A 26,655-nucleotide genomic window follows, 5' to 3' on the forward strand; every position below is an offset into this window, starting at 1 on the left:
ATGGAGAAACTTCTTCCCGCAAAAGATAGATTGCTAAAATCAAAGAAAAGCAGTCTTGATGGGGAATTCAGAGGGAAATTAATAGTCATTTTGTGTGCCGTTATCATGATATCGGCTACGATTGCGATTACGATCTTCCTCGGAACAAAAGGAATGCAATCATTTACGAAGAACGGGATTAGCATCATCGAGTTTTTAACAAGCACCAACTGGAATCCAACTGATAAAGCGAGCCCGATGTATGGAGTTCTTCCGTTTATATTTGGATCCTTTGCCGTTACTTTTCTTGCTGCACTTATTGCGGCACCATTAGGAATTGGCGGAGCGATTTTTATGACAGAAATTGCCCCGTCTTGGGGAAGAAAAATCCTCCAACCGATCGTGGAACTATTAGTAGGTATTCCATCAGTTGTGTATGGATTTATTGGTTTAACTGTGTTAGTTCCGTTTATCAGAGAAAATGTCGGCGGGCTTGGATTTAGTTTACTATCCGGGATGATTGTCCTTGCCGTCATGATCTTACCGACGATTACAACGATTGCAACGGATGCAATGAGTTCACTTCCGAACCATCTTCGGGAAGGATCTTATGCCTTAGGTGCTACAAGATGGCAGACGATTCGCAAAGTGCTTGTTCCGGCAGCAATGCCTTCCTTGCTTACAGCCATCATTCTCGGTATGGCGAGAGCATTTGGTGAAGCATTGGCTGTTCAGATGGTTATCGGAAACGTGAGAGATCTGCCATCAAGCATTTTGGATGCATCTGCGACATTAACGACCATTATTACATTAAATATGGGGCACACCACTTATGGCAGCGTGGAGAATAACACGCTTTGGTCGATGGGTCTTATTTTATTGATTATGTCGTTCGCCTTCATTCTCCTCATTCGTTATCTATCATCAAGGAGGAAGTTACGATGAATAGTAAAGCAACCGATCGAATTGCAACAGGGGTTTTTGTAGCTATTGCCATCACGATTGTAACGATTCTCGCAGGATTGTTTTTCTATATTTTCGTCAATGGATTTAAACATATTTCGCTTGAATTTTTAACAACCCCTTCTAGTAATGTCCGGGCTGGCGGAGGTATTCGCGACCAATTATTTAATTCATTTTATATTTTGTTCATCACGATGCTGATTACCGTTCCGATTGGAATTGGCGGCGGCGTCTATATGGCTGAGTATGCGAAACCGGGTAAAGTAACGGACTTAATCCGGACCTGTATTGAAGTGTTATCGTCATTGCCTTCCATTGTTATTGGTATGTTTGGTTTATTGATTTTTGTCAACACAACCGGTTGGGGTTACACCATTTTAGGCGGAGCATTGGCTCTGACAATCTTTAACCTTCCAACAATGGTACGTACAACTGAGGATGCCATCCGGGCAGTACCTCGCGATTTAAAAGAGGCCAGCCTTGCCTTGGGAGTTACCCATTGGCATACGATTAAAACGGTTATTTTACCAGCGGCATTTCCGTCAATCTTAACTGGCGCCATCCTAGCTGCAGGCAGGGTATTTGGTGAAGCAGCCGCATTATTATTTACTGCTGGTCTTTCAACACCAAGACTGGATTATACAAACTGGAATCCACTTTCTGAACAATCACCGTTGAATATTTTCCGCCCTGCCGAGACATTGGCGGTTCATATATGGTCAGTAAATACCCAAGGATTAATTCCTGATGTCGATGAAGTTGCCAGCGGTTCTTCTGCTGTCCTCGTTCTTTCAGTCTTGATCTTTAACCTATTGGCACGCTGGATCGGAAGTATGATTCACAAACGGGCAACAGCTACTAAATAAAGAGGTGGAGTCGAATGTTGACAGCGATAAAGGAGAGAATGAATGTGGAATTACCTTTTCAAACAACAAGTGAATTCCAGCCTGAAACCATTTTAGCTGTGAAGAATTTAGAAATTTTTTATGGAGAAAAACGAGCGGTAAATGGGATTTCTTTGGATATTGAGAGAAATTCTGTGACTGCCCTAATCGGTCCGTCAGGATGCGGAAAATCAACGTTTCTAAGGAGTATCAACCGCATGAATGACTTGATCCCCGGGGCAAGAGCAGTAGGGGAGATTATCTATGAAGATCTCAATATTTTATCTGAAGATATCAATGTAGTTGCTTTAAGAAAGGAAATTGGCATGGTGTTTCAAAAGCCAAACCCCTTTCCAAAATCTATTTATGAAAATATTACCCATGGCTTAAAATTTGCTGGGATTAAGAAGAAAAGCAAACTTGATGAAATTGTCGAAGAGAGTTTGCGAAAAGCGGCTCTATGGGATGAAGTGAAGGATAGACTTCATAAATCAGCCCTCTCGCTTTCTGGCGGGCAGCAGCAGCGCCTTTGCATTGCCAGAACGATTGCCATGAGACCGACCGTCATCCTGCTTGATGAGCCATCTTCAGCACTTGACCCAATCTCGAATGCCAAGGTTGAAGACCTAATTGTTGATTTAAAGAAGGAATACTCAATTATTATTGTTACTCATAATATGCAACAGGCTTCCCGGATTTCGGACAAAACGGCTTTCTTCTTAAGCGGTGATTTAATTGAATACGACAGCACGGAAACAATCTTTACCAATCCATCAGTTAAAAAGACAGAAGAATACATTTCCGGCCGATTCGGATAAGGGGGGAACACTCATGTCCACACAGACATTAACAAGAGATATTTTCGATGTAAAAGATCTTAATTTATGGTACGGTGAGCACCATGCTTTAAAAGGCATCAACTTTCCCATCCAGAAAAAAGAAGTCACAGCGATGATTGGTCCTTCGGGCTGCGGGAAATCAACTTTTCTAAAGACGCTTAACCTGATGAATAAAATGATACCGAATGTAAAAATAACCGGAGAAGTGAACTTTGACGGTGGAAATATTTTAAATCCAAAAACCGATTTAGTGGAGCTGCGTAAACATGTTGGCATGGTCTTTCAAAAGGGGAATCCGTTTCCGCAGTCCATTTATGATAATGTTGCATACGGTCCGAGAATTCATGGAATAAAGAAAAAAACACATCTTGATGAAATTGTCACAAAGGCATTAATCGATGTCGCTTTATGGGACGAAGTGAAGGATCGTTTGCATGCCCCTGCGCTTGGTCTGTCTGGCGGACAGCAGCAGCGCCTTTGCATTGCAAGGGCTCTTGCAACTAAGCCGGATGTGTTATTAATGGACGAACCAACCTCGGCGCTAGACCCGATTTCAACCTTAAAAATCGAGGAGTTAATTCTTGAATTAAAAGAAAAGTATACCATTGTTATCGTCACTCACAATATGCAGCAGGCTGCTCGTGTTTCAGACAAAACGGCCTTCTTTCTTATGGGGGAATTAATTGAGGTAGATTTGACACCAAACATTTTTTCAATGCCAAAAGATTCAAGAACAGAAGACTATATCACTGGACGATTTGGATAATGGGGTGAAAAGGATGAATACAAGGTCTAATTTTGATAACAATTTAAAACATTTAAAAGAAATGCTGCTTAAAATGGCCGGGAAATCGGAACAGGCAATTAAAGACGCTATGCTTGCTTTGCTAAATCAAGATCTTGAATTAGCAAACCGTGTCATAAACGGTGATAATGCCATTGATGACTTGGAACAGGAAATACATGAAAAAGCATTAATGTTGATTGCTACAGAATCACCGGTAGCCAGGGACTTAAGAAGAATTAATGTCGCATTGAAGGTCTCATCCGAGGTTGAGCGGATGGGGGATATGGCTGTCAATATTGCTAAGTCAGTCGTCCATATTGGGGAGGAAAAATATATTAAAGAAATTGTTGATATCCCACAGATGATGGAAGCTGCCTTGGAAATGGTGACTGATTCCATAACCGCATTTTATACCGAGGATATCACGATTGCTCAAAAATGTGCGGAAAAAGACGATGCAGTCGACAACATGTTTGGGAACCTAGTTCATGAGCTGATGACCTATATCCCACAAAATCCAAACTCGATGAACCAAATTATCCAATTGTCCTTTATTTGCCGGTTCATTGAAAGAATTGCCGATCACTCAACGAATATTGCGGAAAATGTAATCTACCTAGAAACTGGGAAACGGCTGAATTTAAATAAATAATATGATGAAGGATGGGGCTTTAAGCCTCATCCTATTTTGTTTGCTAATAAGAAAGTATAAATTTTTCCAAAATCTTATACTTTCTTAACGCATAAATTCAACTACGCCTCTGTCTTCGTCCTAACGGACTCGCCAATCGGCGAATTTCCATTTATGTTGTCGATTTTTAATTGAAATTCGCATAATTTATAAGTTAATAAAAATTTCCCGTCGTCAAACAGGCTTTGCATATGGCTTAGGCAAAATACGACAAATTGCGTTCATTGTCTGACTCTCTTTCTGGTGTTACGATTAAATAAACACTGATAGGAATAAATTGTTACTTAATGAATATATTGTTTGTTTGCAGAATGGAGGAAACCATGATTAATGAAATTATCGAATTAAGAAGGAAGGGACTTTCCTTTCGTAAGATTGCCGTAGAACTTAATACTACCGTTGGGAAAGTCCAATACAGCTGGAATAAATGGATGGAAAGCGAGAACCAAGATAATAATGAAAGTCTCCATGTTCAAAAGGACATGAACCAGGAAAAATCTTCGGTTATATCTACTCCACAAACCTTTGTTCCTCTTAAGGGTGAACTTACAGCCAAGCTTGTTACACCTCAAAAAATGTTTCTCTATTGGGATTTTTCAGAAACCCCCAAAAAAATCGTTCGTTTATATTTCAATCAACCTTTTGAGGAGTTAGTTACTGTATTAAGGGTTTACGATGTGAAGGATATCATTTTTAATGGAAAAAATGCACACCATTATTATGAAATTACTGTTCCTTATCAGAACGGGTATTGGTTTGTTAAAGGATTAACAGGAAATAGAAGCTTTATAGCAGAGCTGGGTGTGCTTTTGCCGGAAACAGGATTTTTCCCTCTATACAGGTCCAATTGTATTCAAACACCAGCGGCTGAGATACCAAGTGGGAATGAATTGCATCAGGATTTACTGCAATTTAAACGTTATGAAGACCGCCCTCCAAAGTGGCGAAACCATGTCAGTACGTATAGTTATTATGAAGAATCAACCAATTTGGAGAATAAAAATGCCTAACATGCTTGTCCCTGAGGCTGACTTGAAGCAAAGTCGATTATCTGGAAGAAAGGTAAAATTGCTGATGCTTTGCTGGGAGTATCCGCCGAATGTCGTTGGGGGCTTAGCAAGACATGTATCCGGATTATCAGTTCATTTGGCGAAAATGGGATACGAGGTTCATGTCATCACTGCCGGAGACAGCAAGGTTCCTGACCATGAAATCGCAAACCAAGTAAACATACACCGTGTTTTTCCCATTAATGAATTGGACGAAAACTTTCTGTCATGGATTGGCGGACTTAATTTAGCAATGGCTTATCGGGCGGAAAAATTGGCAGAAGAAATCTCTTTTGACTTGATCCATGCCCATGATTGGCTTGTGGGTGCCGCCGCCATTACTTTGAAAGAGTTACTGGACATTCCGCTTTTAACGACCATTCATGCAACGGAGCATGGCCGGAATAATGGGATTTTTACAGGTATCCAAAGATTTATCCATGAAAAAGAAGAGCAATTAATGAGGGAATCAAATCAGCTTATTGTCTGCAGCAGCTACATGAAGGAGCACCTTGCTGGCGTTTTTCAGGCTGATGATAAAAAAGTAATCGTCATACCAAACGGGGTTGAAGAGCCGAGTTCAAATATGGGTGCCGGTGAGATAATTCCTTGCTTGCAAGAAAAAAAATATATTTTTTCAATTGGCAGAATCGTAAAGGAAAAAGGGTTTGAAACGATTATTGAGGCAGCGGCAATTGCCAAGGTAAAGGGTTTGGATTACTTTTTTGTTGTTGCTGGAAAAGGGCCAATGCTCGAGACTTACCGCCTGCAAGTTCAGGAAAGGCAATTGGCCGGCCAGATTGCTTTTGTCGGCTATATTACAGATGAACAGAGAAATGCGTTAATTGACAAGTGTTCAATGGCTGTTATTCCTAGTTTGTACGAGCCCTTTGGAATTGTTGCCTTGGAAACAATGGCGCTTGGAAAACCAACTATTCTGTCCAATACGGGTGGCATGAAAGGGATTATCAAGCATTTGCAAACGGGCCTGTTGATGGTTCCGGGGGATGCGGAAAGCATGCTTGAACAGATCGGCTATCTCGAGGAAAATCCAGCCATTGCCGAGGAAATCGGCTCTAAAGGCAAAGAAATTGTTAAAAGTTTATATGGCTGGAGCCGAATTGCTTCGGAGACTGGCAAAGTGATGGAAGATTTGGCTCTACAGAAAAAAGTAAACGAAACTATGAAAAAATAATTAGGTGAAAGGTGCAGTGATGAAGGAATTAATCGAGTCCCAAAAAAGTAAACAGAACACGGTCCGCCATGGTTTAATGGAGCAGCTGCAAATAGTTCTCGGCATCTGGGTAAATGGAAAATGCTACTTTCTGCATAATAGTGCCGAAAAGGTCATCTATGAAGAAGGTTTAATTCTAAGAATTAAACCGGAGCAGGTCCATTCTAAAATTCGCTTCTTCAGCATTTATATTAGCAATCATAGCAATGTCAAGAAGGACATCAAAGTCATTGTCATGCATCATTTTTCTAATGTCAACACAGACAGCCTTACGTTTATTTCACCAGCAGAAAGCAAAATTTTTCACGCCCATGACCATAAGGTATTTCTCGTCAATGGGAATTTTAATGGTGCAGGATTAAGTGAGTATACAACTATTCCGCTTTGGAGTGCGTATACCGACCAAATTTGGAGTTCATTGGAGAATGGAGCCCTAAGATACCAGCCGATGGCAAAAGGGCCGGCAGCGAGCATTTTTACCGTTAAAATGTCCCTTGGGTCTCGGGAAACCCAAAAAATGAATGCCTGGGCGATTTCCGGCTCGAGTAAAAAGGAATTAATCTTAATGGAGCAAGCACTTTTAAAAAACCCACTAGCATTTCCAAACGAAAAATGATATTATAGAAAAGTCGTATGAACGAACAGCTTAATCGTTTGGAGGGAAATAGACATGCGTGTAAATATTACGTTAGCTTGCACTGAGTGTGGAGACCGTAACTATATTTCAAACAAAAATAAACGCAACAACCCAGATCGTCTTGAGCTTAAGAAATATTGCCCAAGAGAAAAGCGTACAACTGTACACCGCGAAACAAAATAAGCAGCAGGGCTTCCTGTTGCTTTTTTTGTTGCCTAAAAACAAGGGGGCGTTCTAAAATGGACGATAAGAATACCATTCGTCAACAAATGAAAGAATCGCTGTCAAAGCTCACAAAACCTATTTATGAGGATTACTCTTATAAAATTGCCAGCAGGCTTTATCAAATGGAAGATTGGGAGCAAGCACAAGTGATTGGCATTACCATCTCCAGGGCACCTGAAGTCGATACATATCAAATAATTAGAAAAGCATGGGAATCAGGCAAGCAAGTTGTTGTTCCAAAATGTTACCCAAAGGAGAAAAGGTTATCTTTTCGAAGCTTAACTGAGTTTTCTCAATTAGAATCCGTTTTCTATGGGTTGCTTGAGCCAAATGTAGAACAAACTACAGAAGTCAGTCCAGATAAAATTGACCTTCTCATCGTACCCGGGCTTGCCTACACTCGTTCGGGGTTTCGCTTGGGCTTTGGCGGCGGATACTACGACCGGTTTTTATCAGGGTACTTTGGGAACACCCTATCCCTTGCTTTCCAAGAGCAGTTGATTCCTGAATTTCCTGTTGAACAATATGATATCCCAGTAGCAAAAATTGTTACATCAAATGAGGTTATCAAAACTGTATGATTGTACCAATCCTTATCATTGTTATCCTCCTTGCAGGAGGTTTAGCTGGTTACCGGGAGAAATCGCTGACAGCCTCAGGTGCTATTGCAGCTGTTTTTGTCGGTCTTGCCATTTATGCTGGATTTGAAATTAAGGGGCTTATTATATTAGGCGTGTTTTTTGTTTCCTCAAGTTTCTGGTCAAAATATAAAAGTTATGCCAAAAGGGAATTGGAAGAGAAATTAGCAAAAGGGTCTACAAGGGATTGGCGTCAGGTAATCGCCAATGGCGGAATGGCTGCATTATTTAGTATCTGCTATTATTTCCATCCAGGAGAAAGCTGGGTAATTGGCTTTATTGTTTCATTGGCTAGTTCCAATTCTGATACCTGGGCTTCGGAGATTGGCAGTTTAAGCAGGAAAGAGCCGATTTTTATTCGGACATTTAAGCGAGTAGAAAAGGGCACCTCCGGAGCAGTCAGTTTACTTGGCAGTATGGCAGCACTACTAGGGTCACTGATTATCGCATTGGTTAGTTTTTGGTTATTTCAGTTAAGTCTCGTTAATGTAATGTTGGTATTTTTATTTGGCTATATTGGGAATGTCATTGATACATTATTTGGTGCATTTTATCAACAGGCTTATGTTTGCAAGCAATGCGGTATAGAAACAGAAAAACGAAACCATTGTGGTATGCCGACTTCCCGCATTAAGGGCATTTCTCTGGTGGATAATGATATGGTTAATTTTCTATCCGGTTTGTTGGCAGCGGCCTTAGCAATATTTGTCGCTCAAATGCTTTAATAATATTTTGTTAATGGGGGATTTAGTTTGTTGAATCGTGTGAATAGGGTGGTCGTAATCGGAGCAGGGTTTGTGGGTTCAAGCTACGCCTTTGCCCTCTTAAATCAAGGTATTACTGAAGAACTCGTTTTAATTGATTTAAATAAAGAAAAAGCCGAAGGAGATGCGATGGATTTAAATCACGGTCTCCCTTTTGCGCCGTCCCATACAAAGATCTGGTACGGGGACTATTCCGAATGTGGTGAAGCGGACATTGTAGTTATTACAGCCGGTGCTAACCAAAAGCCAGGTGAAACCCGCCTTGACCTGGTTGAAAAAAACACGAGAATTTTTAAAGGTATCGTTGAAAAAATAATGGCCAGCGGATTTAATGGGATTTTTCTCGTTGCTACTAATCCGGTAGACATCCTTACTTATGCTGTTTGGAAATTTTCCGGATTTCCAAAAGAACGTGTAATTGGTTCAGGGACTATTCTAGATACGGCCCGGTTCCGTTTCTTGCTTGGTGATTATTTCGATATTGATACGCGTAATGTTCATGCTTATATTATTGGTGAACACGGGGATACTGAACTTCCCGTATGGAGTAATGCTGATATTGCCGGTACAGCTATCTCTAAATGGGCAGAAAGCAAAGACGGGTTCCGGCAGGAAGAACTTGATCAGATTTTTATGAATGTACGTGATGCCGCCTATCATATCATCGAGAAAAAAGGTGCCACTTATTACGGTATTGCTATGGGACTTGTGCGATTAACAAAGGCAATCTTGCAAAATGAAAATTCTGTTCTGACGGTTTCAGCTTATCTCGATGGAGAATATGGACAAAAAGATCTGTATATTGGCGTTCCGGCCGTCGTGAACAGGGATGGTGTAAGAAATATTGTAGAGCTTGAATTAAGTGAAGAGGAACAGCAGAAATTTACTCATTCTGTCGATGTACTAAAGAAGACAATGAATTCCGTATTTCCTGCTGGTAAATAATTTTTCTTATTCGAGTAAATTTTTATTTTTTCTGGAACGTTTGGATAATCTTTCAGTCAGAATCACAAAATAATGGCAGGAGGGATAAAAATGTCTCGAATGCTGACTTCTATTTTAATGATTGGTTCGCTTGGTTATTTTGCTTATAGGTTTAGATACCGTATTATCAACACACTCCTTTCTTCCGGTTGGTTGAGGAGAATTGCGGTTAGCTCAATGATGAGTCTGCCCGGAATAAAACGAAGAATGATGCAATCAGTATTTGGAGGACCATCTGAATGGTGAAAACCACAGATGGTTTTTTATTTTTGACAAAAAATCAACATCTCAGGTTTTTAGAGCCTTTTAAAACGGTAAAGCCTTTAGTTTCGTTTATAATGAAAGAAACGCGGCAAAAATGAATACAAATATTTATAAAATAATTGTTATGAAAGAAAGCAGGGGAGAGCCATTAATCGAGAGAGATATATTTTTTGGAGGCTTGTCTTTTCTTTTATTTCCGAACAAGACTATCGTATTATTCAATTATTTGAGAACCAAAAGGAAATATGGCTGGAAAAATTAGAAAACAAAAAAGCCCCAATCATTAGAGTCCATCTTGAAAATCTTGATTGGAGCAATGTTATGCAAAAAGATATCGAGTTTGCGGCAGCCAATGGAGAAAAAATCCGCAAGCAGTTAGGGCGCCCTCAACTGGATATCGTTAATATTTATATCAGTGAATTTCCACCTGTCGATGAGTATGAATTTAGGCTGAGGAATCCCTACCTTTTTCCCGAAGGAAGTAAAACATCCGTCAGTTCTTTTCTATTAACGAAGGGAGAATGGGAAACAGGCTTGAAGGATCTTGCTGAACGGCTGCAAAAAGACATCCATTTTGATATCCAAAACGATTATTCGGAAAATGAAGTGGAAGAGCTGAAAAGATTAACCTTGGGGACGGCAGTAAATAAAGTAAAAAAGGAAAAGGCTGTCCTTACTTATAGCAAGCCTTTCTTTACTTATGTGTTTATCGTGATTCAGCTGGCCGTTTTTGTATGGATGGAATTAAATGGGGGAAGCACAAATACTTCGACATTAATCAAATATGGGGCTAAGGTTAATCAGCTAATATATGAAGGAGAATACTGGAGATTCATAACACCTGTTTTTATTCATATCGGTTTTTTGCATTTGGCGATGAATACCTTGGCATTATATTTTTTGGGCACGGCTGTCGAACAAATCTTCGGCAGAACCCGTTTTTTCCTTATTTATTTATTTTCTGGTGTAGCTGGCGTCATCGCGAGTCTTTTGTTTAGTACGCATTTATCTGCTGGAGCAAGCGGGGCGATCTTTGGGTGTTTCGGAGCTTTGCTTTATTTTGGCATGATGAACCCAAAATTATTTTTTCGAACGATGGGGCTAAATGTAATTGTCGTTCTCGCTATCAATCTTGTATTTGGATTTTCTTCATCTGGCATCGATAATGCCGGCCATTTAGGCGGTTTGGCCGGAGGATTACTGGCTGCCGGTGTGGTCAGTCTCCCAAAGAAATCAAAGCTTCCGCTTCAGCTCATCTTTTTAATCATGAGTGCAGGTATTGTTTGGGGCTCCTTAAACTATGGATTTAGTGCTGCAGGGCAAAAACAGGATGAAGATTCGCAACTCCTGCTGGCGCAGGAGTATATCAAACAAAACAATTACGATAAGGCATACAGTGTTTTAAAAAGTTTTGAGGATCGTTCAAAGTCCGAAACAGAAAAAACCTATTTTCTTTTATCCTACGTTGAAATAAAAAAGCAAATGCTTACGGACGCCAAACTCCATTTGCAAAAAGCTATTCGGCTTGATCCGAAATTTCATCAAGCTTACTTTAATTTGGCGTTAATAAATCTCGAGGAAAATCATCTAAATGCGGCAAAACTCAATGCTGAAAAAGCAGTCAAGTTAAACCCGAACCAAAAAGAATATACAAATTTGGTTGATGAAATTAATCAACAGATAAAAACATCAGGCAGTGAATAGATTTGCCTTGAGGACAATTTTGGCATAGGTTATACTTTTTGTTGACTAGGAATGAGGGAGACCCACGATGAAAACGGTTTATGAAATTCAACAATTTCTAAAAAGGTTTGGAACCATCATTTATATTGGCGACAGGGTAGCAGACCTTGAGCTGATGGAGGCTGAACTGAAAGAGCTGTATCAGTCTCAGCTTATGGAGCCTAAAGAATATCAAACGGCCCTGTTAATCTTAAGACATGAAATCCAATTTTTAAAAGAAAATGGACAAAAGAAATAGGTGAGAATATTGTCAGAAAAATGGATAGCGGGAGTTGACCTGGGGGGGACAACGACGAAAATAGCTTTTATCACATTGGATGGGGAAATTATTGATAAATGGGAAATCCCAACTGATAATTCTGATGAGGGCCAGTATATTACGAGTAATATTGCGAAATCGATAGAAAAAAAACTGCTTGAGCTTAATCAGCCGAAAAATATACTGGCAGGGGTTGGAATGGGTGCTCCAGGCCCTGTCGATTATGAAACAGGTGTGATCTTAAATACAGTTAACCTGGGCTGGAAGGATAATTTTCCGCTAAAGGATAGTCTGGAGAAAGCAACCTCACTTCCTGCTGCTGTTGAAAATGACGCAAACTGCGCTGCCTTGGGAGAAATGTGGAAGGGTGCCGGCAGTGGTGCGAACAATCTGGTTTGTGTCACGCTGGGGACTGGAGTAGGCGGCGGTGTGATTTCAAACGGAAACATTGTTCAGGGAGTAAACGGGGCCGCGGGGGAAATTGGTCATATCACTGCTATTCCGTTCGGAGGGGCACCTTGTAATTGCGGAAAAACGGGCTGCCTTGAGACTGTTGCTTCAGCAACAGGAATTGTGCGGCAGGCGCTTGCAGAAATTCAGAAGGATGGAGTTAAAGGCCCGTTAGCGGATGTTTATGCAAAAAATGGGAAGATAACTGCAAAGGATGTTTTTGATACAGCAAGAACGGGTGATGAACTGGCGCTTACTATCCTTCAGGAGGTTGCCTTTCATTTAGGGCTTGCTTTGGCCAATATTGCTAATTTGCTAAATCCTGAGAAAATCGTTTTGGGCGGTGGTGTATCCAAAGCAGGTGAGATTCTGTTAGAGCCTGTAATCGAGAATTTTGGGCGGTTTGCTTTTACACCTGTCAGAAACTCCACCAAACTGGCAATCGCGAATTTAGGAAATGACGCTGGAGTACTGGGAGCAGCCTGGCTTATTAGAAATAAATTGTAAATAATTAGGATGCTTTTAATTTTTGAAAAAAGCCGAGTTTTGCGGCTTTTTTCCTGTTTTTGTAATAAAGTTAATATTATTGAAACAAAATAGGCTGTTTTTTCGTACTAAATATAGAGAGGAAATTGGAGGGGAGGGGAAAAGTGATTCAAATAAAGGAAAGTGCTCCAAAAGGTTTAGCCATAACCATGTTTTTAATTGTTTTAGCCCTCCTGCTCGGTGCCTGTTCTGACAATAAGCAGATAAAGTCTAAAGGCTCTGCTGGAACGGAGAAGCCGAAAGCACCGAATACAGAGAAAAGTAATGAGCTGGTGCTCCCCATTTCCATTCCGGATGGTGAATTTTATAAAAGCATTGGCTGGCTGGGAGATCAGGAAATAGTTTATATCACCAATGTCGGGCAATCTTCTAATGTATATCGTTATCATCTCTTGACGGGGAAAAGCGAGTTAATCTACAATAGTGAATTTCCGATTGTCACCGCGCAAATTAGTCCTTCCAAAAGTTTTATTTTAATTCATTCTTCGCCATCTTCCTACGAGGGTTTAGTAACAATAATCGATACGAAGGGAATTGAAAAACTTAAGCAGTCGTTTCCATCCTACGAGTTATCCTTTGAGTGGAATCCGTATCATGACTCAAAAGTGCTTGTATCAACTTTCAGTGAAGATTGGGATTTTAACGTTTTCCTATTGGATTTTAAGTCTGGTGAGACAAAGGAATTGCCACTCCCGCAGCCATTTAATAAATGGATGAGTGCAAATGAACTTGCTTTTCTAAATTGGGATCAAGAACATCCTTCTTTATTTGCTCCGCTGATTAAGAAGGGGTTAAATAATGGGATGGAAAAAACGTTATTTCCAACTGTTTTACAATTTTCAACATTTAAAGATCTTCTTGTCAAGATTGAGATAAATGACCAAAACCAATTAGCGCGTTATTCTTTCTTGGATAAAGATTTGCAGGAAATCTATTCTTTTTCAAACCCACTGCTGACGAAATATTCTGATTGGCTCGTCCCTTATTTTGATTATAACGAGAAGGAGAAGGAATTTATTGCTTTAAATGCAGTAAAAGATGGGGAAGCTGATGTGTACACAGAAGGTTTTAATCTTGTTTCTTATGATTTGAAGAAAGACAGCAGCCAAAAAATTTTAACCGGCCTTAAAAATGCTCCAATAATGATTTCACCATCAGGAAAAACGATTCTATATGGAGAGCGGTTTGAAAAAATCATTGATTTGAATACCAAGAAAATTTTCGACTTGGTCAAGGAATAATTATAAAAAAGACTGCCAAGGGCAGTCTTTTTTAGTGGGTTCCTGTAGGGTAACCTGAGTTGATAAGAGTCATAACGGTGAACCAGCCGAAAACTAGAAAGGAAGCGATTCCCCAAAATGCACCTAATAAATTTTTTTTCTTAAGTGAACGAAATCCACCGAGTGCTGCTAAAATGGTTACTAACGCGAAAATGATGACCAATCCCATGAATAATCCCCCCTTTTCCAATAAAATTAGGTAGTTACCTGCATGATTAGAAAATTATGTAACAATATTATATACATTCGCTTCTTATTTTATATTTTTTTCTTTCATTTGTCGATAGTAAATGAAAGAACAGTTTTATATGCCTTAGCAATATTCTGAATCAGTTCTTTATTATGTGTCTCTGAAAAAAATAAAGCTGTCTCATTATGGATGGTTTCAAACACCAAATGCTCTTCTACCTGATATTTGGCCATTTGAATATCATTTGGGTTTCCTGCAGTAAATGAGAAATAAAGTAAATCTGCTTTAAACAAACAATAGCAATCGTCTAATAACTGCATGCCAAAATCCTCGAAATACGGTCCTGCTATTCCGTTATTAGTAAGAATGACTTGATGCAGTTCCTCAAACAATTCTGCAGCCGTTAAAATTTCTTTTGCATAATCCGCATCATCGGCACGTAGATAAATAAACATGTTATCTTTTTGGAAGGCTATGTTTGTCTCCTTTAATATTAACTCTTTAATCTCAGGCAGAAATTCTATTTCTCCCTTAGCTTCAACCGCAAAAGCCGATTTCATTCTCATTCCCCCTTGTATTTCATTCATTTCTTTCTCCAAGACATGAATATAGTGTAAAATAATTCTAATGCAAATCCAAATTGGAGGTAAAGTAATGAAGTGGCAGCAAATTCCCTTAGGGAGCATTCAAACAAATTGTTACATTGTTGAAAACAAAGATAAAACATGCTTAATTGTCGACCCTGGCGGTGATGGAAAAAAGCTGTTGAATCTTTTAAACACAAGAGGATTAAAACCTCTGGCCGTGCTATTGACACATGCGCATTTTGACCACATTGGGGCAGTTGAAGACGTCCGAAACGCTTATCAAATCCCGGTTTATATTCATAAACAAGAAGAAAAGTGGTTAGGGGATCCAGCTCTAAACGGATCACAGTTTTTCCCGTTAATTGAACCTATTAAAGCCAATGCGGCTGATCACCTAATTAAGGATGAAGGGGAATTGAACATCGGTGAATTTACATTCCACGTTTATCATACTCCTGGGCACTCACCAGGAAGTGTGTCTTATTATTTTGCAAAGGAAGGGTTTGTGATTTCTGGTGATGCCTTATTTCAAGGCAGTATTGGACGTACTGACCTTCAAGGGGGTAATCATACCCAGCTTTTAAAAAGCATCCATGATAAGCTGTTAACATTACCAGAAGAAACGTATGTATTGTCAGGTCACGGAGCCGTTACCACCATCGCAGACGAAATGGACAGCAACCCTTTTTTAAATGGATTTTAATAAGAAAAGCAGTGCGAGCCTGGAGCAGGAGCTCGTGAATAAATAGAAAGACCCTTTTCCATTTAGGAAAGGGTCTTTCGGGGGATGTTCTATTCATATAATGGGAGGGGATATTGTTAAGCTACTAACTTTACAATATACCAAAGTTAACACCGTGTCAATAGTGTTAATTCAAAAGGAGAAAATATGATTTCGTACATAAAGAGCTTTATTCAACACTCACCTAACCAATTGATTACCTATGCAGATTATATAAGTGCTGCCCTTTACCATCCGGAATACGGATACTACATGCGAGACCAGCAGAAAATCGGGCGGCAGGGTGATTTTATTACAACCAGCAATATTTCAGATATATATGGCAGGCTGGTGGCAAAATGGTTTGCTTATGTTTGCGAAAGAACGGGACTTCCTAATGCCTTTTGCGAAATTGGCGCAGGAAACGGACGCTTTGCCCATGCCTTTTTGCAGGAGTGGCAGGAATCCATAAAAAGTCCTTTACAATATGTCATTGTCGAAACAAGCCCCTACCATCGGAGACTGCAACAAAATTTATTAGATCAATATCCTTCAGTTATTCAGGTAGAGGATATAACGGCTATAAAGAACTTCGAAGGAATGATTTTTTCAAATGAGCTTTTCGATGCCCTCCCTGTTCATGTCATTGAAAAAATAAATGGTGAATTGCTTGAGGTTATGATAGGCATTCAAAACGAAGGATTTGTTGAGCAAAGGGTTCCATTGACTAATCCAGCTATTTTGCAATTTTTGCAGGAAAGCGGGCTGGAATTAAAAGAGAAGCAACGGATTGAAGTGCCTTTAGCAATGAAGGAGATGTTAGGTTCCATCGCGACTGCCATCAAAAAAGGGCTGATTGTAACGGCTGATTATGGCTATACGAACGAGGAATGGATGCATCCAGCAAGGTCGACCGGAAGTCTGAGAGGATTTTTTCAGCATCGAATGTATGATAATATTTTAGATAATCCAGGAGCGATGGATGTCACCACGCATATCCATTTCGACTACCTGATTGAAAGAGGGAGACAGTTAGCGTTAGAGTTTGTCACCATGCTGCGTCAGGATGAGTTTCTGTTGAAGGCAGGAATCCTCCAGGAGCTTGAGAACCATTATGACCCTAATCCATTTTCTGAGGTCGGCAAAAGAAATCGGGCCATCCGCAGTTTAATTATGCCGGGTGGGATGAGTTCTTATTTTCATATTGTTATTCAGGAAAAAGGAATGGTAAAGCAGGGTATAAATTTATTTCAAAATCAAAAATAAAAACGCCGTATCGAAACGGCGTTTTTATTTTTCTTAGTGGCCTCCACCAAGTGGCATCATGAACGTAGTCCAATATGTAAAGCCAGCAAAGAAAATAGTTAGATATGCTCCGAACACATACATATACATACGTTCAGACAATTTAAGATAACTAAGTAGAACGAAGAATCCTGTTTGGGCTAGGAAAAGCAATGCTGTTTTGTTTAAATCGCCAAGATATAACATTACAGTAAAAATGCCCGTCCAGAAACCACATACTCTGAACATGCGGTCCATATGTATCCCCTCCTTTTACCCTTTCGATACCATCATTACAATATTATAAGTAAAAGAAGGAATAATGTAAATAATGGTTTCAGAATTAGTTTGTTACAAATGCTTGATAAGAGCAAGTTTCACAGCCAGCAATCATATTTTCCTTTTCAATCAGGTCAACTGAATCGAACAGCGCTTCAAACATTCCCTTTAAAAATTCATGATGCATATTGCAGACAGCTTCGGTATGTTCTTCCGCTATTTCTTTGAAAGGGCAATTGAAAATCGAGAAATAAATTTTCGTTTCATCCCCATTTGCTTCAAATTCCGGATAGAAGCCTGCCAGCGTGGCTGCATTTTTTAATATGCTTAGCTTTTCATCAAAATTTAATTCATCGCCAAGAGCTTTTTTTGCTTTTTCCTGTTCAATCACTTCAACCCCAAAACGCTTCCCTGTTAAATAAAGTGCATCTCTTCCAGCTTCGCCAAGGGAAATCATCGTTTGAATGGCGACTTTTGATAAAAGCATATAATCGCGGAATGGGAAGTGGAGCTGGATTACATCCTCTGACAAACGATATAATCTGCTTGGCCGTCCGCCTTTCCCTGTTTTCTTTGTTTCCGAAACCAGCATGTTCACATCTTCGAGCTTAGAAAGATGCAATCTCGCCACATTCGGGTGGATGTTGAAATTATCCGCGATCTCCTGAACGGTTACTTCCTTGTGGCGTTTCGTAATGTATTGATAAATGTAATATCTAGTTGGATCTGACAACACGTTAGTAATTTTTAACGTTTGTTCCATCTCGTTTCACCTCGGACCCCCATGATTTATTCCATTATAATACAGCGATACTAAAGTGGGAATGAGGTTAACAAGGTAAACACTATATGTTTAGAAAATGTTCACAATTATTGACGATAAATTGTAACAAAATTAGAAATATACTCCTTTTCTTTACAAAAAAACTTTTTTAAAATAAAGAAGGAAGGGTAAGAAGACTGTCGAAATAACAGAAAAGAAAATTTAAAGGCGGTGATTCCCATTGTTAGTTCAATTGAAATGTTAGCTGACAGAATTATTTGTGACGCTGCAAGAAACCAAGCAACTGACATTCACATAATTCCCAGGCAGAATGACACACTCGTTCAAATCCGGTTAACCAACAAACTCATTCCTCGATTATCCCTTCCAAAAGATGAATGCGACAAATTGATCTCCCATTTTAAATTTAAAGCGAATATGGATATCGGCGAAAGAAGACGTCCGCAAAGCGGTGCAATTTTTTGTGAGGTTAACGGACAATTAATGGGGCTTAGGCTATCTACCCTGCCATCCAATACACGCGAAAGCCTTGTCATCAGGCTATTACCCCAGCAGGAGCAAATCCCTTTTCATCAGCTTTCCTTATTTCCGGCAATGACCAGAAAACTTCTAGCTTTATTAAAACATGCTCACGGTTTAATCATTTTTACCGGGCCGACTGGCTCAGGGAAAACAACTACCTTATATTCCCTTTTAAATGAAACTGCCCACCTATTCCATCGTAATGTTATTACACTCGAAGACCCGATTGAAAAAAATTACGATTCCGTTCTGCAGGTACAAGTGAATGAAAAAGCTGGTGTCACTTATGCGGCCGGCCTCAAAGCGATTTTAAGGCATGATCCGGACATCATAATGGTCGGGGAAATCAGGGACGCAGAAACCGCTAGGATTGCTGTACGTGCAGCCTTAACCGGGCATTTAGTACTCAGCACGATGCACACTAGAGATGCGAAGGGAGCGGTGTTCCGCCTGCACGAATTTGGAGTGAATTGGCTGGAGGTTGAACAGACCTTAATTGCGGTGACTGCTCAAAGACTTGTTGAATTAACTTGTCCATTTTGCGAGGGTGAATGCACTCCATTTTGTTATTCGTATGGAAGGTGGAAGAGGGCGAGTGTGTTTGAGCTTTTGGCGGGGAAAAATTTGAATAGCGCCATGAAAGCTGCAAAGGGAGAGAAGGTTGAAACCCGTTATCGGACAATCCGGGATGTCATTAAAAAGGGGATTGCCTTAGGATTTATTCAGGAATCTGAATACGACAGGCTGGTTTATGATGAAGAATCATAAATGGTCTGTAACTGAGCAAGCCAACTTCTTAAAACAAATTGGCGAGCTGTTGGCACGGGGATATCCAATTGCCGAAGCAATTGATTCCATAGCATTGTACTTGCCTCAGAAAAGAAAGGAGGAGTTATATCAATCATTAACAGTTTTAAAAAACGGGCTGCCGTTTCATGAGGTCCTTGAAAGGCTTGGCTTTCACAAGGATTTAACCGGTTTTGTTTACTTTGCTGAGCAGCATGGGAGTTTTGCAGAAGCGCTGCTTGAGGGCAGCCGTCTCGCATTGTTAAAGGAGAAGGATCTGCATAAGCTTTTAAAATTGCTTCAATATCCAGTATTGCTGCTTTTTATTACCGGGATTCTCTTCGTTTTTCTAGAGAATACATTGCTGCCAAGGTTTACAGAACTTTTTTCATCGCTTGGTTTGGAGGAGAATTTTTTTTCAAAGGTCATCTATGCTTTCGATGAAATTTTCCCAATCCTCATTGGTGCTTTGCTTGCATTCTTATTGGCAACAGCAATTTATTATTATTTTATCTTCCGAAACTATCCCATTTTAAAGCAGCGAATGCTGCTCGTGCGTCTGCCCTTTATCGGCAGAATCCTCAAATTGCTGTTTACTCATTATTTCTCCATTCAATTAAGCTTCCTTTTATCTGGCGGAATTTCAGTTTCAGAGAGCTTGGGTCTCTTTGAGGAAAACAAAAGACAGCCTTTTTACAGTGAACTTGGTAAAGAAATTAAGGCCAAGCTTGTAACGGGCGAAAAATTAGAAACCATATTGGCTTCGATGATTTTTTTTGACAAGGGTTTTCCGATGATTATTAAACACGGCCAGGAAAATGGCAAATTGGAACAGGAATTGCTCTTTTTCAGCAAGCATTGTGTGATGAACCTGGAAGTACTAATTGAAAAAAGCCTAAGGACGATTCAGCCCATTCTTTATCTGTTTATCGGTTTATTAGTTGTTTCCATGTATTTAGCGATCCTTTTACCCATGTTTCATATGCTTGATGGAATTTAATAAAAAAATGGAGGTTTAGGAAAATGAAAAGTATTAATAGAGATAAACAGGCTGGTTTCACACTGATCGAAATGATGATTGTTATGCTCGTGATTTCTGTAATTCTAATTATTACAATACCAAACGTCGCTAAACATAACGCAAATATAAAGACTAAGGGCTGTGAAGGCTTTCAGAAAATGGTCGAGGCTCAGGTACAAGCCTATGAAATGGAAAAAAATGAACCAGCAACAATGGAAAAACTAATAAGTGCAGGATATATAAAAAAAGAGGCCAAGGGCTGCCCAGGAAAAGAAGTTGTGATTGGGGCGGATGGTTCTGTTACGTTGGAAGATGCCATCGATACAAAAACTGCATCTGATACCACCACTAACCAATGAAACATAACCAGCAAGGCTTCACTTTAGCCGAGTCATTAGTAGTCCTATCCATTTTCATGATTTTGTCTTCGGTAACCGTTTTTTCGTTAAAACCACAGCATACGATGGTCGAGGATGAAGCCTTATTAACCCAATTAAAAGCGGATTTATTTTATGCCCAGTCCTATGCGATGTCCCACCAGCAGGAAGTGTCGGTCGTCATTTTGCCTAACGAATCAAAATACTCGCTTGTTTTACGCTCTGACCAGCCGCATCTGCTCGACAGAACTTACTCCTCAAGTTTTCATATCATCGAAGGTTCGATGCCCTTATATTTCAAATTTCAGCCTGATGGAAATGTAAATAAATTTGGTTCTTTCTTCATAGAAACTGAGAAGAAGACTTATCGAATGACCATTTTAATTGGAAAAGGCCGGTTTTATGTTACAGAACAATAAAGGGTTCTTTTTATTAGAATTACTGTTGTCCTTATCAGCTATGTTTTTGATTTGTTTGGTTTTCATTCCGTCGGTCACGGATTTAAGAAAGCAATCCATAAATGTGCAGATTGAGAAAAAGATGAGGCAGATCATGTATGAGGAACTGGAGGCAAAATTAATTGATAATCGGACATTTGCCAATTATACATTGGTACAAAATGAGATTGGTTATCAAATTACTTGGAAGGACTCCTTCGGGCAAAAGGAGGTTTGCGTTAAAGTTGAAAAAACGCCCTTACATTTGGAAAATGAAATCTGTGGCAGTCTCGAATGAAAAAGGTTTTACGCTCATTGAGGTAATGTTTTCGTTGGTAATTCTTTCAATTATTGTTTTTTATATGACACCTCTCTTTCAACTTATTCTTGACAATAAGGAGAATCAAGCGAGTATTCAAGCAATGGAATGGGAGGTTTTCTGCAGCCAAATAAAAAAAGAAATCCGCTGGTCGACCAAGGCCGAGGTAGTTTCCAATCGGCTGATCCTAACAAAAGACGGAGAAACCATTTATTATGAAATTTACGGCAGCAATTTAAGAAGACGGGTTAACTCGACGGGGCATGAAATTATCCTGCAGAATGTTTCACAGCATTCGTTTGCTTTGATGAATAATGCCGTAAAGGTAACGGTAAAGGATTTAAAAGGTATAGAGTATTCTGTTACCGCCTATTCTTTAATTGATTGGAATAAGAGCACATGAAAAATAGTCAAAAAGGCTTCACTTATCCCCTTACATTATGTCTGTTGATCATTTTTCTGCTGTTTTTTTCAATGGAGGTGGAGAAACTTCTGTCGGAGAGAAAGCTAGCGCACGAATCAGCCGTTATTTTCCAGGAAGAGTATTATTTCTTGTCATCGGTAAAGAAATTCGAAACTCAGGCTCAGGTGTCAGGAACAATCCCGTCTAAAGGAACGTTTGGATTTCAGAAGGGGAATATGGATTTTCTCGCCGATCCCCCGTCAGGATATGTCCAAAGAGTTTCCTTTACACTCCGGCTTCAGTCGGGAGAATTGGTAAACGGGAAAGGATATTTTGACACGAGGTCAAAAAAGCTAATGAAATGGATTACTTATTGATTTGAAAGGATAAACCTTGGACATACTTGTAATGTAAGTTAAAGGCAGGTGTGTACATGAAAACGAATGATTATGTAAAATATATGACGCAAACAATTGTCAAATATGCGGACCAGCCGAAAGACGAACGAAAACGTCAGCGCCTCGAGCGAAAACAGACCAAAGCATCCTTCTGGTATCGCTGGTTTGGCATCCTTCCCTATATTGTGTATTCAGAGGTTAAGAGACGGAAAATGAAAGACAGTGGACTTTAAAAAGTAACCCCCAAGCATAATTTTAAGACTTGGGGGTTTCCTCTTTATATTGCCTTTTCTGTTAAGTAAAACAGCCCGCCATTGATAAAGGAAATATGAATTCGCGGCTCATATTGATCCTTGAGAGCCTGTTTTTCTGTCTCATAGTTTTCGTTTTCATCTTCGATGTCCTCATAAAAATGATTCAGCAGTTCTAAATCCTTCTTCCAGCGTATCTTTGCTTCATCGGCCCAGGTATGGTCATCATTTTCAATTACTGATTTTAAATAATTTTCAATTCGAACCATTCCGCTTTTTGGTTTAACCAGTGGTGATAATGTAAACGAGTAATCAGGGATTTTCGGCGTTAACGAAATTTTAAGCAGGTAATTATGAAAATCCTCCACCATTTTCCCGTTAATAAGCTGAAGGCCGATTGATTTAAAAATATCGCGTTTACGGTCACATTGATAGGAGATTTTTACATTCATGCACAGCCATGGCAGCAAGGGAGTCTGGACGGCGGAGTTGCCGTGATTTTCATAAAGCCTTATATATCTGGCTAAATTTTTTGTAGACTCAAAAATTTGATGCAGGCGGGGCGAACCAAAATGGATGGTTTCCCCTTTGAGATTTTCAGGTGCTGCTTTTTGGTTGGTGATAAGGGTCAATCTCATTGGATTTGGTATTCCGCCAGTTTTCTCTAAATAATGCCAGTAAAAGGGCCGATTCATTAGTTCCTTATCCATTTCAATTGTTAGTTGGACATCTAAGTATCCAGGGTGATTAGTGACGATGGGACATTCATTTGCCATAAAATAATTTAAAAGAAACTTATGAATTTCCTGCTGCTGCATGTGATTCTCCTTTTTTCATATTTTGTGCAAATTCAATCATTGAAGATAAATTCTCCATTTTAATCCGCATTTCCCCTTCTGAGCAGGAGTCGCCAAAGATATCCATTATATGATCTTCAATATTTCCGAATTCTAGTTTTGTTAGAATATCATCAAGTTCTCCGATGACTCTTTCAAATAAATCAATCTTTTCGTATAAAAGCTTTAAAATATGCTCTTCCACTGTATCTTTGATGGCAAAATTATAAATCATGACATCTTTTTCCTGACCGAGGCGGTGAATCCTTCCGATGCGCTGCTCCAGTCTCATCGGGTTCCACGGCAGATCAAAATTGATAATGTGGTTGCAAAATTGCAGGTTAATCCCTTCCCCGCCCGCTTCAGTGGCAATCAGCACCTGGGCATGCTTTTGGAACAACTCGCGCATCCAGTCCTTTTTCCCGCGCTTGAAACCGCCGCGGAAAGGAACGGAGGAAATTCCGTGCTGCTTTAAGTACCACTGTAAATATAATTGGGTAGCCCGGTATTCCGTAAAAATAATCACTTTATCATTTATTTTCTGAATTAATTCAAGGGCTTTTACTGCCTTGGAATTTTGCTCGACGGTCTCTACCTTTTTAATTAAAAAGTTGATTTGTTCTTGATAGGCCTGCGTTGGGTTTTCCTTTTTAAGAAGCATGTTTTTTAAGGTGTAGAAAACGGCCTCGCGGCTTGAGCATGCTTCACGCTGCAAAGTCATCACAGAAAAACTGCTCGTTTGAACCCAGTCTCCCTCATTTTTAAGCTCTAAGATGGAGTCATACAGTTCGCGTTCCGATTTTGTAAATTCAATCGGAATCGTCTCCACATGCCGTTTCGTCCATTCGATTCCTGTATCGGCACGGCGGTTGCGGATCATGACTTTATTGACTAGCTCTTTTAGATGCTGGTCATCATTTAAGGAACGGGAATCACGTTTATATTTTTCGTAAAAGACAGTTTCATTCCCTAAGTGACCAGGCTTTAATAGGGATACGAGGTTAAAAATCTCCTCAATCCTGTTTTGAATAGGTGTTGCCGTCAGCAATAAACAAAACTTCTTTTTTAAGTTTTGAACAAATTCGTAGTTTTTAGTTTTATTATTTTTTAATTTATGGGCTTCATCGATAATGATGAGGTCATAGTCTTGCTTGTAAATGATCTCCCGATGCGGATTTCGTTTCGCCGTATCGATGGAGGAAACAACGACATCACATTGTTCCCAAACATAGCTTTTTCTTTGAGTGACAGCTGGTATATAAAATTTGCTATTTAATTCCTGTGCCCACTGGGTGACTAAGGAGGCGGGAACAAGAATTAACACTTTTTTCACTAATCCGCGAATCATGTATTCTTTTAAAATTAACCCCGCCTCGATAGTCTTTCCGAGACCCACTTCATCCGCAAGGATGGCCTTTCCGTTCATGTTTTCAACCACCTGCTTGGCTGTTTCAAGCTGATGAGGGAGAGGCGTCAAATTTGGCAGATGCTTTGGGGCCTGCAGGCCTTCGAATTCCGGGACCACCAAGTGTTTTTCAATATCGATGGCCAATTTAAAAAGCTCCCAATTCCCCCAAGGTCCATCATGATCAATTTTATGTAAAAAATCATCCTGCCAGGAGGAATCAAATTCCATTTCGACATTCATCCTTTTCAGCTCCTTTTTTCGATAAAATGTTATTGCCCGATATGTTGTTTTAATGGTAGGATGATAATAGCTTTGAAAGTTTCAAATATTTAAATAAGGTAATCTATTTTTTAAGTATAATTAGTATGACCAAATTGGAAAAAAATATTATAAGTGCGAATGAAAACAAGGGGAGAGACTACTTTTTGTAGCGCCGAAGGAGCAAGCAGCTTATGTGAATCTCTCAGGCAAAAGAACTCTTGTTGGACGCAGCTCTGGAGAGTGCTGGATGATACCAGCCACCAAAGGGGACAGCCGATTTAGGTAAACTTTCAGGTGCAAGGACAGAGACCTTCTTTATTGGTAAAGGGAGGTTTCTGTCCTTTTTTGCACCTTTTTGTTGTTTTTAGGAAAAGGGCAAGGAGTTTTCCTGGTTTTGTTAATTGGCAATAATTCATTTTTACAAATAATGAACATGTAGTAAATGAAGGGGGATTTATGATGACGGAATTAAAACGCACTCCGCTGTTTGAAGTTTACAAGGAATACGGCGGAAAAACCATCGATTTTGGCGGCTGGGAGCTGCCTGTCCAGTTTTCAAGCATCAAGGATGAGCATGAAGCTGTCCGCACGAAAGCCGGTTTATTCGATGTGTCCCATATGGGCGAAGTTGAGGTAAAGGGCCCAGACAGCCTCAACTATTTACAAAAATTGATGACAAATGACATCTCAAAAGTGAAAAACGGCGGGGCACAATATACTGCGATGTGCTATGAAAACGGCGGAACTATTGACGACCTGCTTGTTTACAAGGTTGAAGACAATCATTATTTGCTTGTTGTCAACGCATCGAATATTGAAAAGGACTACAACTGGCTGGAGAAGCATCTTGAAGGCGATGTAACAATCGAAAATTTGTCTGAAACAATGGCACAGCTTGCGCTTCAAGGCCCTCTTGCTGAAAAGGTATTACAGAAGCTTGCTTCAGAGACGGATTTAAGTCAAATCGGCTTTTTCAAATTCCAGCAGGAAGTTGTTTTAAATGGGAAAAAAGCACTTGTATCTAGAACTGGTTATACAGGGGAAGACGGTTTTGAAGTATATTGTGATGCCGGTGATGTCGTAGAACTCTGGACTGCCATTCTGGAAGCCGGAAAAGACGAGGGAGTTATTCCTTGCGGCCTCGGTGCACGCGACACACTTCGTTTTGAAGCAAATTTAGCGCTTTACGGCCAGGAATTATCACCGGAAATCTCCCCGCTTGAGGCAGGAATTGGCTTTGCAGTGAAATTGAATAAAGAGGCTGATTTTATTGGAAAAGAAGCTCTCGTGAAACAAAAGGAAGCAGGTTTGTCCCGGAAGCTTGTTGGGGTTGAGATGGTTGACCGGGGAATTCCGCGTCACGGCTATCCAGTTTACAAAGGGGAAGCGCTAATTGGTGAAGTTACCACCGGTACACAGTCCCCAACCTTAAAGAAAAACATCGGACTTGCCCTCATTTCTTCCGAACATGCAGGACTCGATACCGAAGTTGAAGTTGAAATTCGCGGAAAACGTTTAAAAGCGAAAGTGGTTCCTACACCTTTTTATAAAAGAGAAAAGAAATAGCAGAAGGGA

General features: G+C 39.9%; 34 protein-coding genes and 2 riboswitches. Of the genes, 28 read left to right on the forward strand and 6 right to left on the reverse strand.

Annotated features, from left to right (window positions below; translation table 11 throughout):
- The 17 genes from pstC (at position 1) to ACNQGS_RS01175 (ending at position 14,177) form a co-directional block, all read left to right on the forward strand.
- The gene (gene pstC / locus ACNQGS_RS01095; RefSeq protein WP_491485722.1) at positions 1-924 is read left to right on the forward strand and encodes a phosphate ABC transporter permease subunit PstC; all 924 of its coding nucleotides are present in this window, start codon (positions 1-3) and stop codon (positions 922-924) included.
- Positions 921-1,808 (forward strand): phosphate ABC transporter permease PstA, encoded by an 888-nt coding sequence (gene pstA, locus ACNQGS_RS01100; protein WP_491485723.1) that lies wholly within the window; start codon positions 921-923, stop codon positions 1,806-1,808. Before pstC ends, pstA begins: the two co-directional genes overlap by 4 nt.
- Positions 1,809-1,846: 38 nt before the next feature.
- Positions 1,847-2,644 carry a phosphate ABC transporter ATP-binding protein PstB gene (gene pstB / locus ACNQGS_RS01105; protein WP_491485814.1) on the forward strand — a complete coding sequence of 266 codons (798 nt, stop codon included), beginning with the start codon at positions 1,847-1,849 and terminating at the stop codon, positions 2,642-2,644.
- A 13-nt stretch (positions 2,645-2,657) separates the two neighbouring features.
- Complete coding sequence (gene pstB, locus ACNQGS_RS01110) at positions 2,658-3,431, forward strand: phosphate ABC transporter ATP-binding protein PstB (RefSeq protein ID WP_491485724.1); 774 nt, start codon at positions 2,658-2,660, stop codon at positions 3,429-3,431.
- Positions 3,432-3,444: 13 nt separating this feature from the next.
- The gene (gene phoU, locus ACNQGS_RS01115; protein WP_491485725.1) at positions 3,445-4,104 is read left to right on the forward strand and encodes a phosphate signaling complex protein PhoU; all 660 of its coding nucleotides are present in this window, start codon (positions 3,445-3,447) and stop codon (positions 4,102-4,104) included.
- Positions 4,105-4,466: 362 nt separating this feature from the next.
- A complete protein-coding gene (locus ACNQGS_RS01120) occupies positions 4,467-5,153 on the forward strand; it encodes a DUF4912 domain-containing protein (protein ID WP_491485726.1) in 687 nt (228 codons plus the stop codon).
- Positions 5,146-6,387, forward strand: a complete 1,242-nt coding sequence (locus ACNQGS_RS01125) for a glycosyltransferase family 4 protein (RefSeq protein WP_491485727.1) — start codon at positions 5,146-5,148, stop codon at positions 6,385-6,387. Before ACNQGS_RS01120 ends, ACNQGS_RS01125 begins: the two co-directional genes overlap by 8 nt.
- A gap of 4 nt (positions 6,388-6,391) precedes the next feature.
- Positions 6,392-7,042, forward strand: a complete 651-nt coding sequence (locus ACNQGS_RS01130) for a hypothetical protein (protein WP_491485728.1) — start codon at positions 6,392-6,394, stop codon at positions 7,040-7,042.
- Positions 7,043-7,096: 54 nt separating this feature from the next.
- A complete protein-coding gene (gene rpmG, locus ACNQGS_RS01135) occupies positions 7,097-7,246 on the forward strand; it encodes a 50S ribosomal protein L33 (RefSeq protein WP_082692947.1) in 150 nt (49 codons plus the stop codon).
- 56 nt (positions 7,247-7,302) lie between these two features.
- The gene (locus ACNQGS_RS01140) at positions 7,303-7,869 is read left to right on the forward strand and encodes a 5-formyltetrahydrofolate cyclo-ligase (protein WP_491485729.1); all 567 of its coding nucleotides are present in this window, start codon (positions 7,303-7,305) and stop codon (positions 7,867-7,869) included.
- Entirely contained in the window at positions 7,866-8,651 is a 786-nt protein-coding gene (locus ACNQGS_RS01145) for a DUF92 domain-containing protein (protein WP_491485730.1), read from the forward strand. Before ACNQGS_RS01140 ends, ACNQGS_RS01145 begins: the two co-directional genes overlap by 4 nt.
- 27 nt (positions 8,652-8,678) lie before the next feature.
- Positions 8,679-9,635 carry an L-lactate dehydrogenase gene (locus ACNQGS_RS01150; RefSeq protein WP_491485731.1) on the forward strand — a complete coding sequence of 319 codons (957 nt, stop codon included), beginning with the start codon at positions 8,679-8,681 and terminating at the stop codon, positions 9,633-9,635.
- Positions 9,636-9,725: 90 nt separating this feature from the next.
- Entirely contained in the window at positions 9,726-9,920 is a 195-nt protein-coding gene (gene yqgO / locus ACNQGS_RS01155; protein WP_213120176.1) for a protein YqgO, read from the forward strand.
- A gap of 339 nt (positions 9,921-10,259) precedes the next feature.
- Positions 10,260-11,642, forward strand: a complete 1,383-nt coding sequence (locus ACNQGS_RS01160; protein ID WP_491485732.1) for a rhomboid family intramembrane serine protease — start codon at positions 10,260-10,262, stop codon at positions 11,640-11,642.
- A 67-nt stretch (positions 11,643-11,709) separates the two neighbouring features.
- Positions 11,710-11,919, forward strand: coding sequence for a YqgQ family protein (locus ACNQGS_RS01165; protein WP_491485733.1), 210 nt, complete (start codon positions 11,710-11,712; stop codon positions 11,917-11,919).
- 9 nt (positions 11,920-11,928) lie between these two features.
- On the forward strand, positions 11,929-12,897 hold the full coding sequence (locus tag ACNQGS_RS01170) for an ROK family glucokinase (protein ID WP_491485734.1): 969 nt from the start codon (positions 11,929-11,931) through the stop codon (positions 12,895-12,897).
- Positions 12,898-13,040: 143 nt separating this feature from the next.
- Complete coding sequence (locus tag ACNQGS_RS01175; RefSeq protein WP_491485735.1) at positions 13,041-14,177, forward strand: YqgU-like beta propeller domain-containing protein; 1,137 nt, start codon at positions 13,041-13,043, stop codon at positions 14,175-14,177.
- A 31-nt stretch (positions 14,178-14,208) separates the two neighbouring features.
- Here ACNQGS_RS01175 and ACNQGS_RS01180 read toward each other — a convergent pair whose 3' ends face one another.
- Both ACNQGS_RS01180 and ACNQGS_RS01185 read right to left on the reverse strand, forming a co-directional pair.
- Entirely contained in the window at positions 14,209-14,385 is a 177-nt protein-coding gene (locus tag ACNQGS_RS01180; RefSeq protein WP_213144855.1) for a DUF2759 domain-containing protein, read from the reverse strand.
- A gap of 104 nt (positions 14,386-14,489) precedes the next feature.
- Positions 14,490-14,966 carry a hypothetical protein gene (locus ACNQGS_RS01185; protein WP_491485736.1) on the reverse strand — a complete coding sequence of 159 codons (477 nt, stop codon included), beginning with the start codon at positions 14,964-14,966 and terminating at the stop codon, positions 14,490-14,492.
- A 94-nt stretch (positions 14,967-15,060) separates the two neighbouring features.
- Here ACNQGS_RS01185 and ACNQGS_RS01190 point away from each other — a divergent pair, with 94 nt between their 5' ends.
- Both ACNQGS_RS01190 and ACNQGS_RS01195 read left to right on the forward strand, forming a co-directional pair.
- Positions 15,061-15,696 (forward strand): MBL fold metallo-hydrolase, encoded by a 636-nt coding sequence (locus ACNQGS_RS01190; protein WP_491485737.1) that lies wholly within the window; start codon positions 15,061-15,063, stop codon positions 15,694-15,696.
- A gap of 186 nt (positions 15,697-15,882) precedes the next feature.
- Positions 15,883-16,980 carry a class I SAM-dependent methyltransferase gene (locus ACNQGS_RS01195; protein ID WP_491485738.1) on the forward strand — a complete coding sequence of 366 codons (1,098 nt, stop codon included), beginning with the start codon at positions 15,883-15,885 and terminating at the stop codon, positions 16,978-16,980.
- Positions 16,981-17,013: 33 nt separating this feature from the next.
- Here the strand turns inward: ACNQGS_RS01195 and ACNQGS_RS01200 are convergent, their stop codons facing one another.
- Together ACNQGS_RS01200 and ACNQGS_RS01205 are read right to left on the reverse strand one after the other, a co-directional pair.
- Positions 17,014-17,256, reverse strand: a complete 243-nt coding sequence (locus tag ACNQGS_RS01200) for a DUF2626 domain-containing protein (protein ID WP_213120184.1) — start codon at positions 17,254-17,256, stop codon at positions 17,014-17,016.
- Between the two features lie 85 nt (positions 17,257-17,341).
- Complete coding sequence (locus ACNQGS_RS01205; RefSeq protein ID WP_213144859.1) at positions 17,342-18,040, reverse strand: helix-turn-helix transcriptional regulator; 699 nt, start codon at positions 18,038-18,040, stop codon at positions 17,342-17,344.
- A gap of 258 nt (positions 18,041-18,298) precedes the next feature.
- Between ACNQGS_RS01205 and comGA the strand changes: the two genes are divergently transcribed.
- Genes comGA through ACNQGS_RS01245 form a run of 8 tightly spaced genes read left to right on the forward strand, consistent with a single transcriptional unit; the run spans position 18,299 to position 22,557 of the window.
- Positions 18,299-19,351, forward strand: a complete 1,053-nt coding sequence (gene comGA, locus ACNQGS_RS01210) for a competence type IV pilus ATPase ComGA (protein WP_464494550.1) — start codon at positions 18,299-18,301, stop codon at positions 19,349-19,351.
- Complete coding sequence (gene comGB / locus ACNQGS_RS01215) at positions 19,338-20,369, forward strand: competence type IV pilus assembly protein ComGB (RefSeq protein WP_491485739.1); 1,032 nt, start codon at positions 19,338-19,340, stop codon at positions 20,367-20,369. The genes comGA and comGB overlap by 14 nt, the downstream gene beginning before the upstream one ends.
- Positions 20,370-20,392: 23 nt before the next feature.
- Complete coding sequence (gene comGC / locus ACNQGS_RS01220) at positions 20,393-20,749, forward strand: competence type IV pilus major pilin ComGC (RefSeq protein ID WP_491485740.1); 357 nt, start codon at positions 20,393-20,395, stop codon at positions 20,747-20,749.
- Positions 20,746-21,186: a competence type IV pilus minor pilin ComGD gene (gene comGD, locus ACNQGS_RS01225; protein ID WP_213144861.1), complete on the forward strand. Its 441-nt coding sequence runs from the start codon at positions 20,746-20,748 to the stop codon at positions 21,184-21,186. The genes comGC and comGD overlap by 4 nt, the downstream gene beginning before the upstream one ends.
- Positions 21,170-21,502 (forward strand): competence type IV pilus minor pilin ComGE, encoded by a 333-nt coding sequence (gene comGE / locus ACNQGS_RS01230; RefSeq protein WP_491485741.1) that lies wholly within the window; start codon positions 21,170-21,172, stop codon positions 21,500-21,502. The genes comGD and comGE overlap by 17 nt, the downstream gene beginning before the upstream one ends.
- Entirely contained in the window at positions 21,477-21,926 is a 450-nt protein-coding gene (gene comGF / locus ACNQGS_RS01235; RefSeq protein ID WP_491485742.1) for a competence type IV pilus minor pilin ComGF, read from the forward strand. The genes comGE and comGF overlap by 26 nt, the downstream gene beginning before the upstream one ends.
- On the forward strand, positions 21,923-22,303 hold the full coding sequence (comGG, locus tag ACNQGS_RS01240; protein WP_491485743.1) for a competence type IV pilus minor pilin ComGG: 381 nt from the start codon (positions 21,923-21,925) through the stop codon (positions 22,301-22,303). Before comGF ends, comGG begins: the two co-directional genes overlap by 4 nt.
- Positions 22,304-22,359: 56 nt before the next feature.
- Positions 22,360-22,557, forward strand: a complete 198-nt coding sequence (locus ACNQGS_RS01245; RefSeq protein WP_213120191.1) for a YqzE family protein — start codon at positions 22,360-22,362, stop codon at positions 22,555-22,557.
- Positions 22,558-22,601: 44 nt separating this feature from the next.
- On the opposite strand, the gene ACNQGS_RS01250 is transcribed toward ACNQGS_RS01245, so the two are convergent.
- Positions 22,602-23,393, reverse strand: coding sequence for a YqhG family protein (locus ACNQGS_RS01250; protein WP_491485744.1), 792 nt, complete (start codon positions 23,391-23,393; stop codon positions 22,602-22,604).
- Positions 23,371-25,059, reverse strand: coding sequence for a DEAD/DEAH box helicase (locus tag ACNQGS_RS01255; RefSeq protein WP_491485745.1), 1,689 nt, complete (start codon positions 25,057-25,059; stop codon positions 23,371-23,373). Before ACNQGS_RS01255 ends, ACNQGS_RS01250 begins: the two co-directional genes overlap by 23 nt.
- Before the next feature lie 159 nt (positions 25,060-25,218).
- Positions 25,219-25,308: riboswitch (glycine riboswitch) on the forward strand.
- Positions 25,309-25,311: 3 nt separating this feature from the next.
- Positions 25,312-25,388: riboswitch (glycine riboswitch) on the forward strand.
- Positions 25,389-25,539: 151 nt separating this feature from the next.
- Here ACNQGS_RS01255 and gcvT point away from each other — a divergent pair.
- A complete protein-coding gene (gcvT, locus tag ACNQGS_RS01260) occupies positions 25,540-26,646 on the forward strand; it encodes a glycine cleavage system aminomethyltransferase GcvT (RefSeq protein WP_491485746.1) in 1,107 nt (368 codons plus the stop codon).
- The last annotated feature ends 9 nt before the right edge of the window (positions 26,647-26,655 follow it).

Source organism: Neobacillus sp. PVCKKU3 (assembly GCF_058323225.1).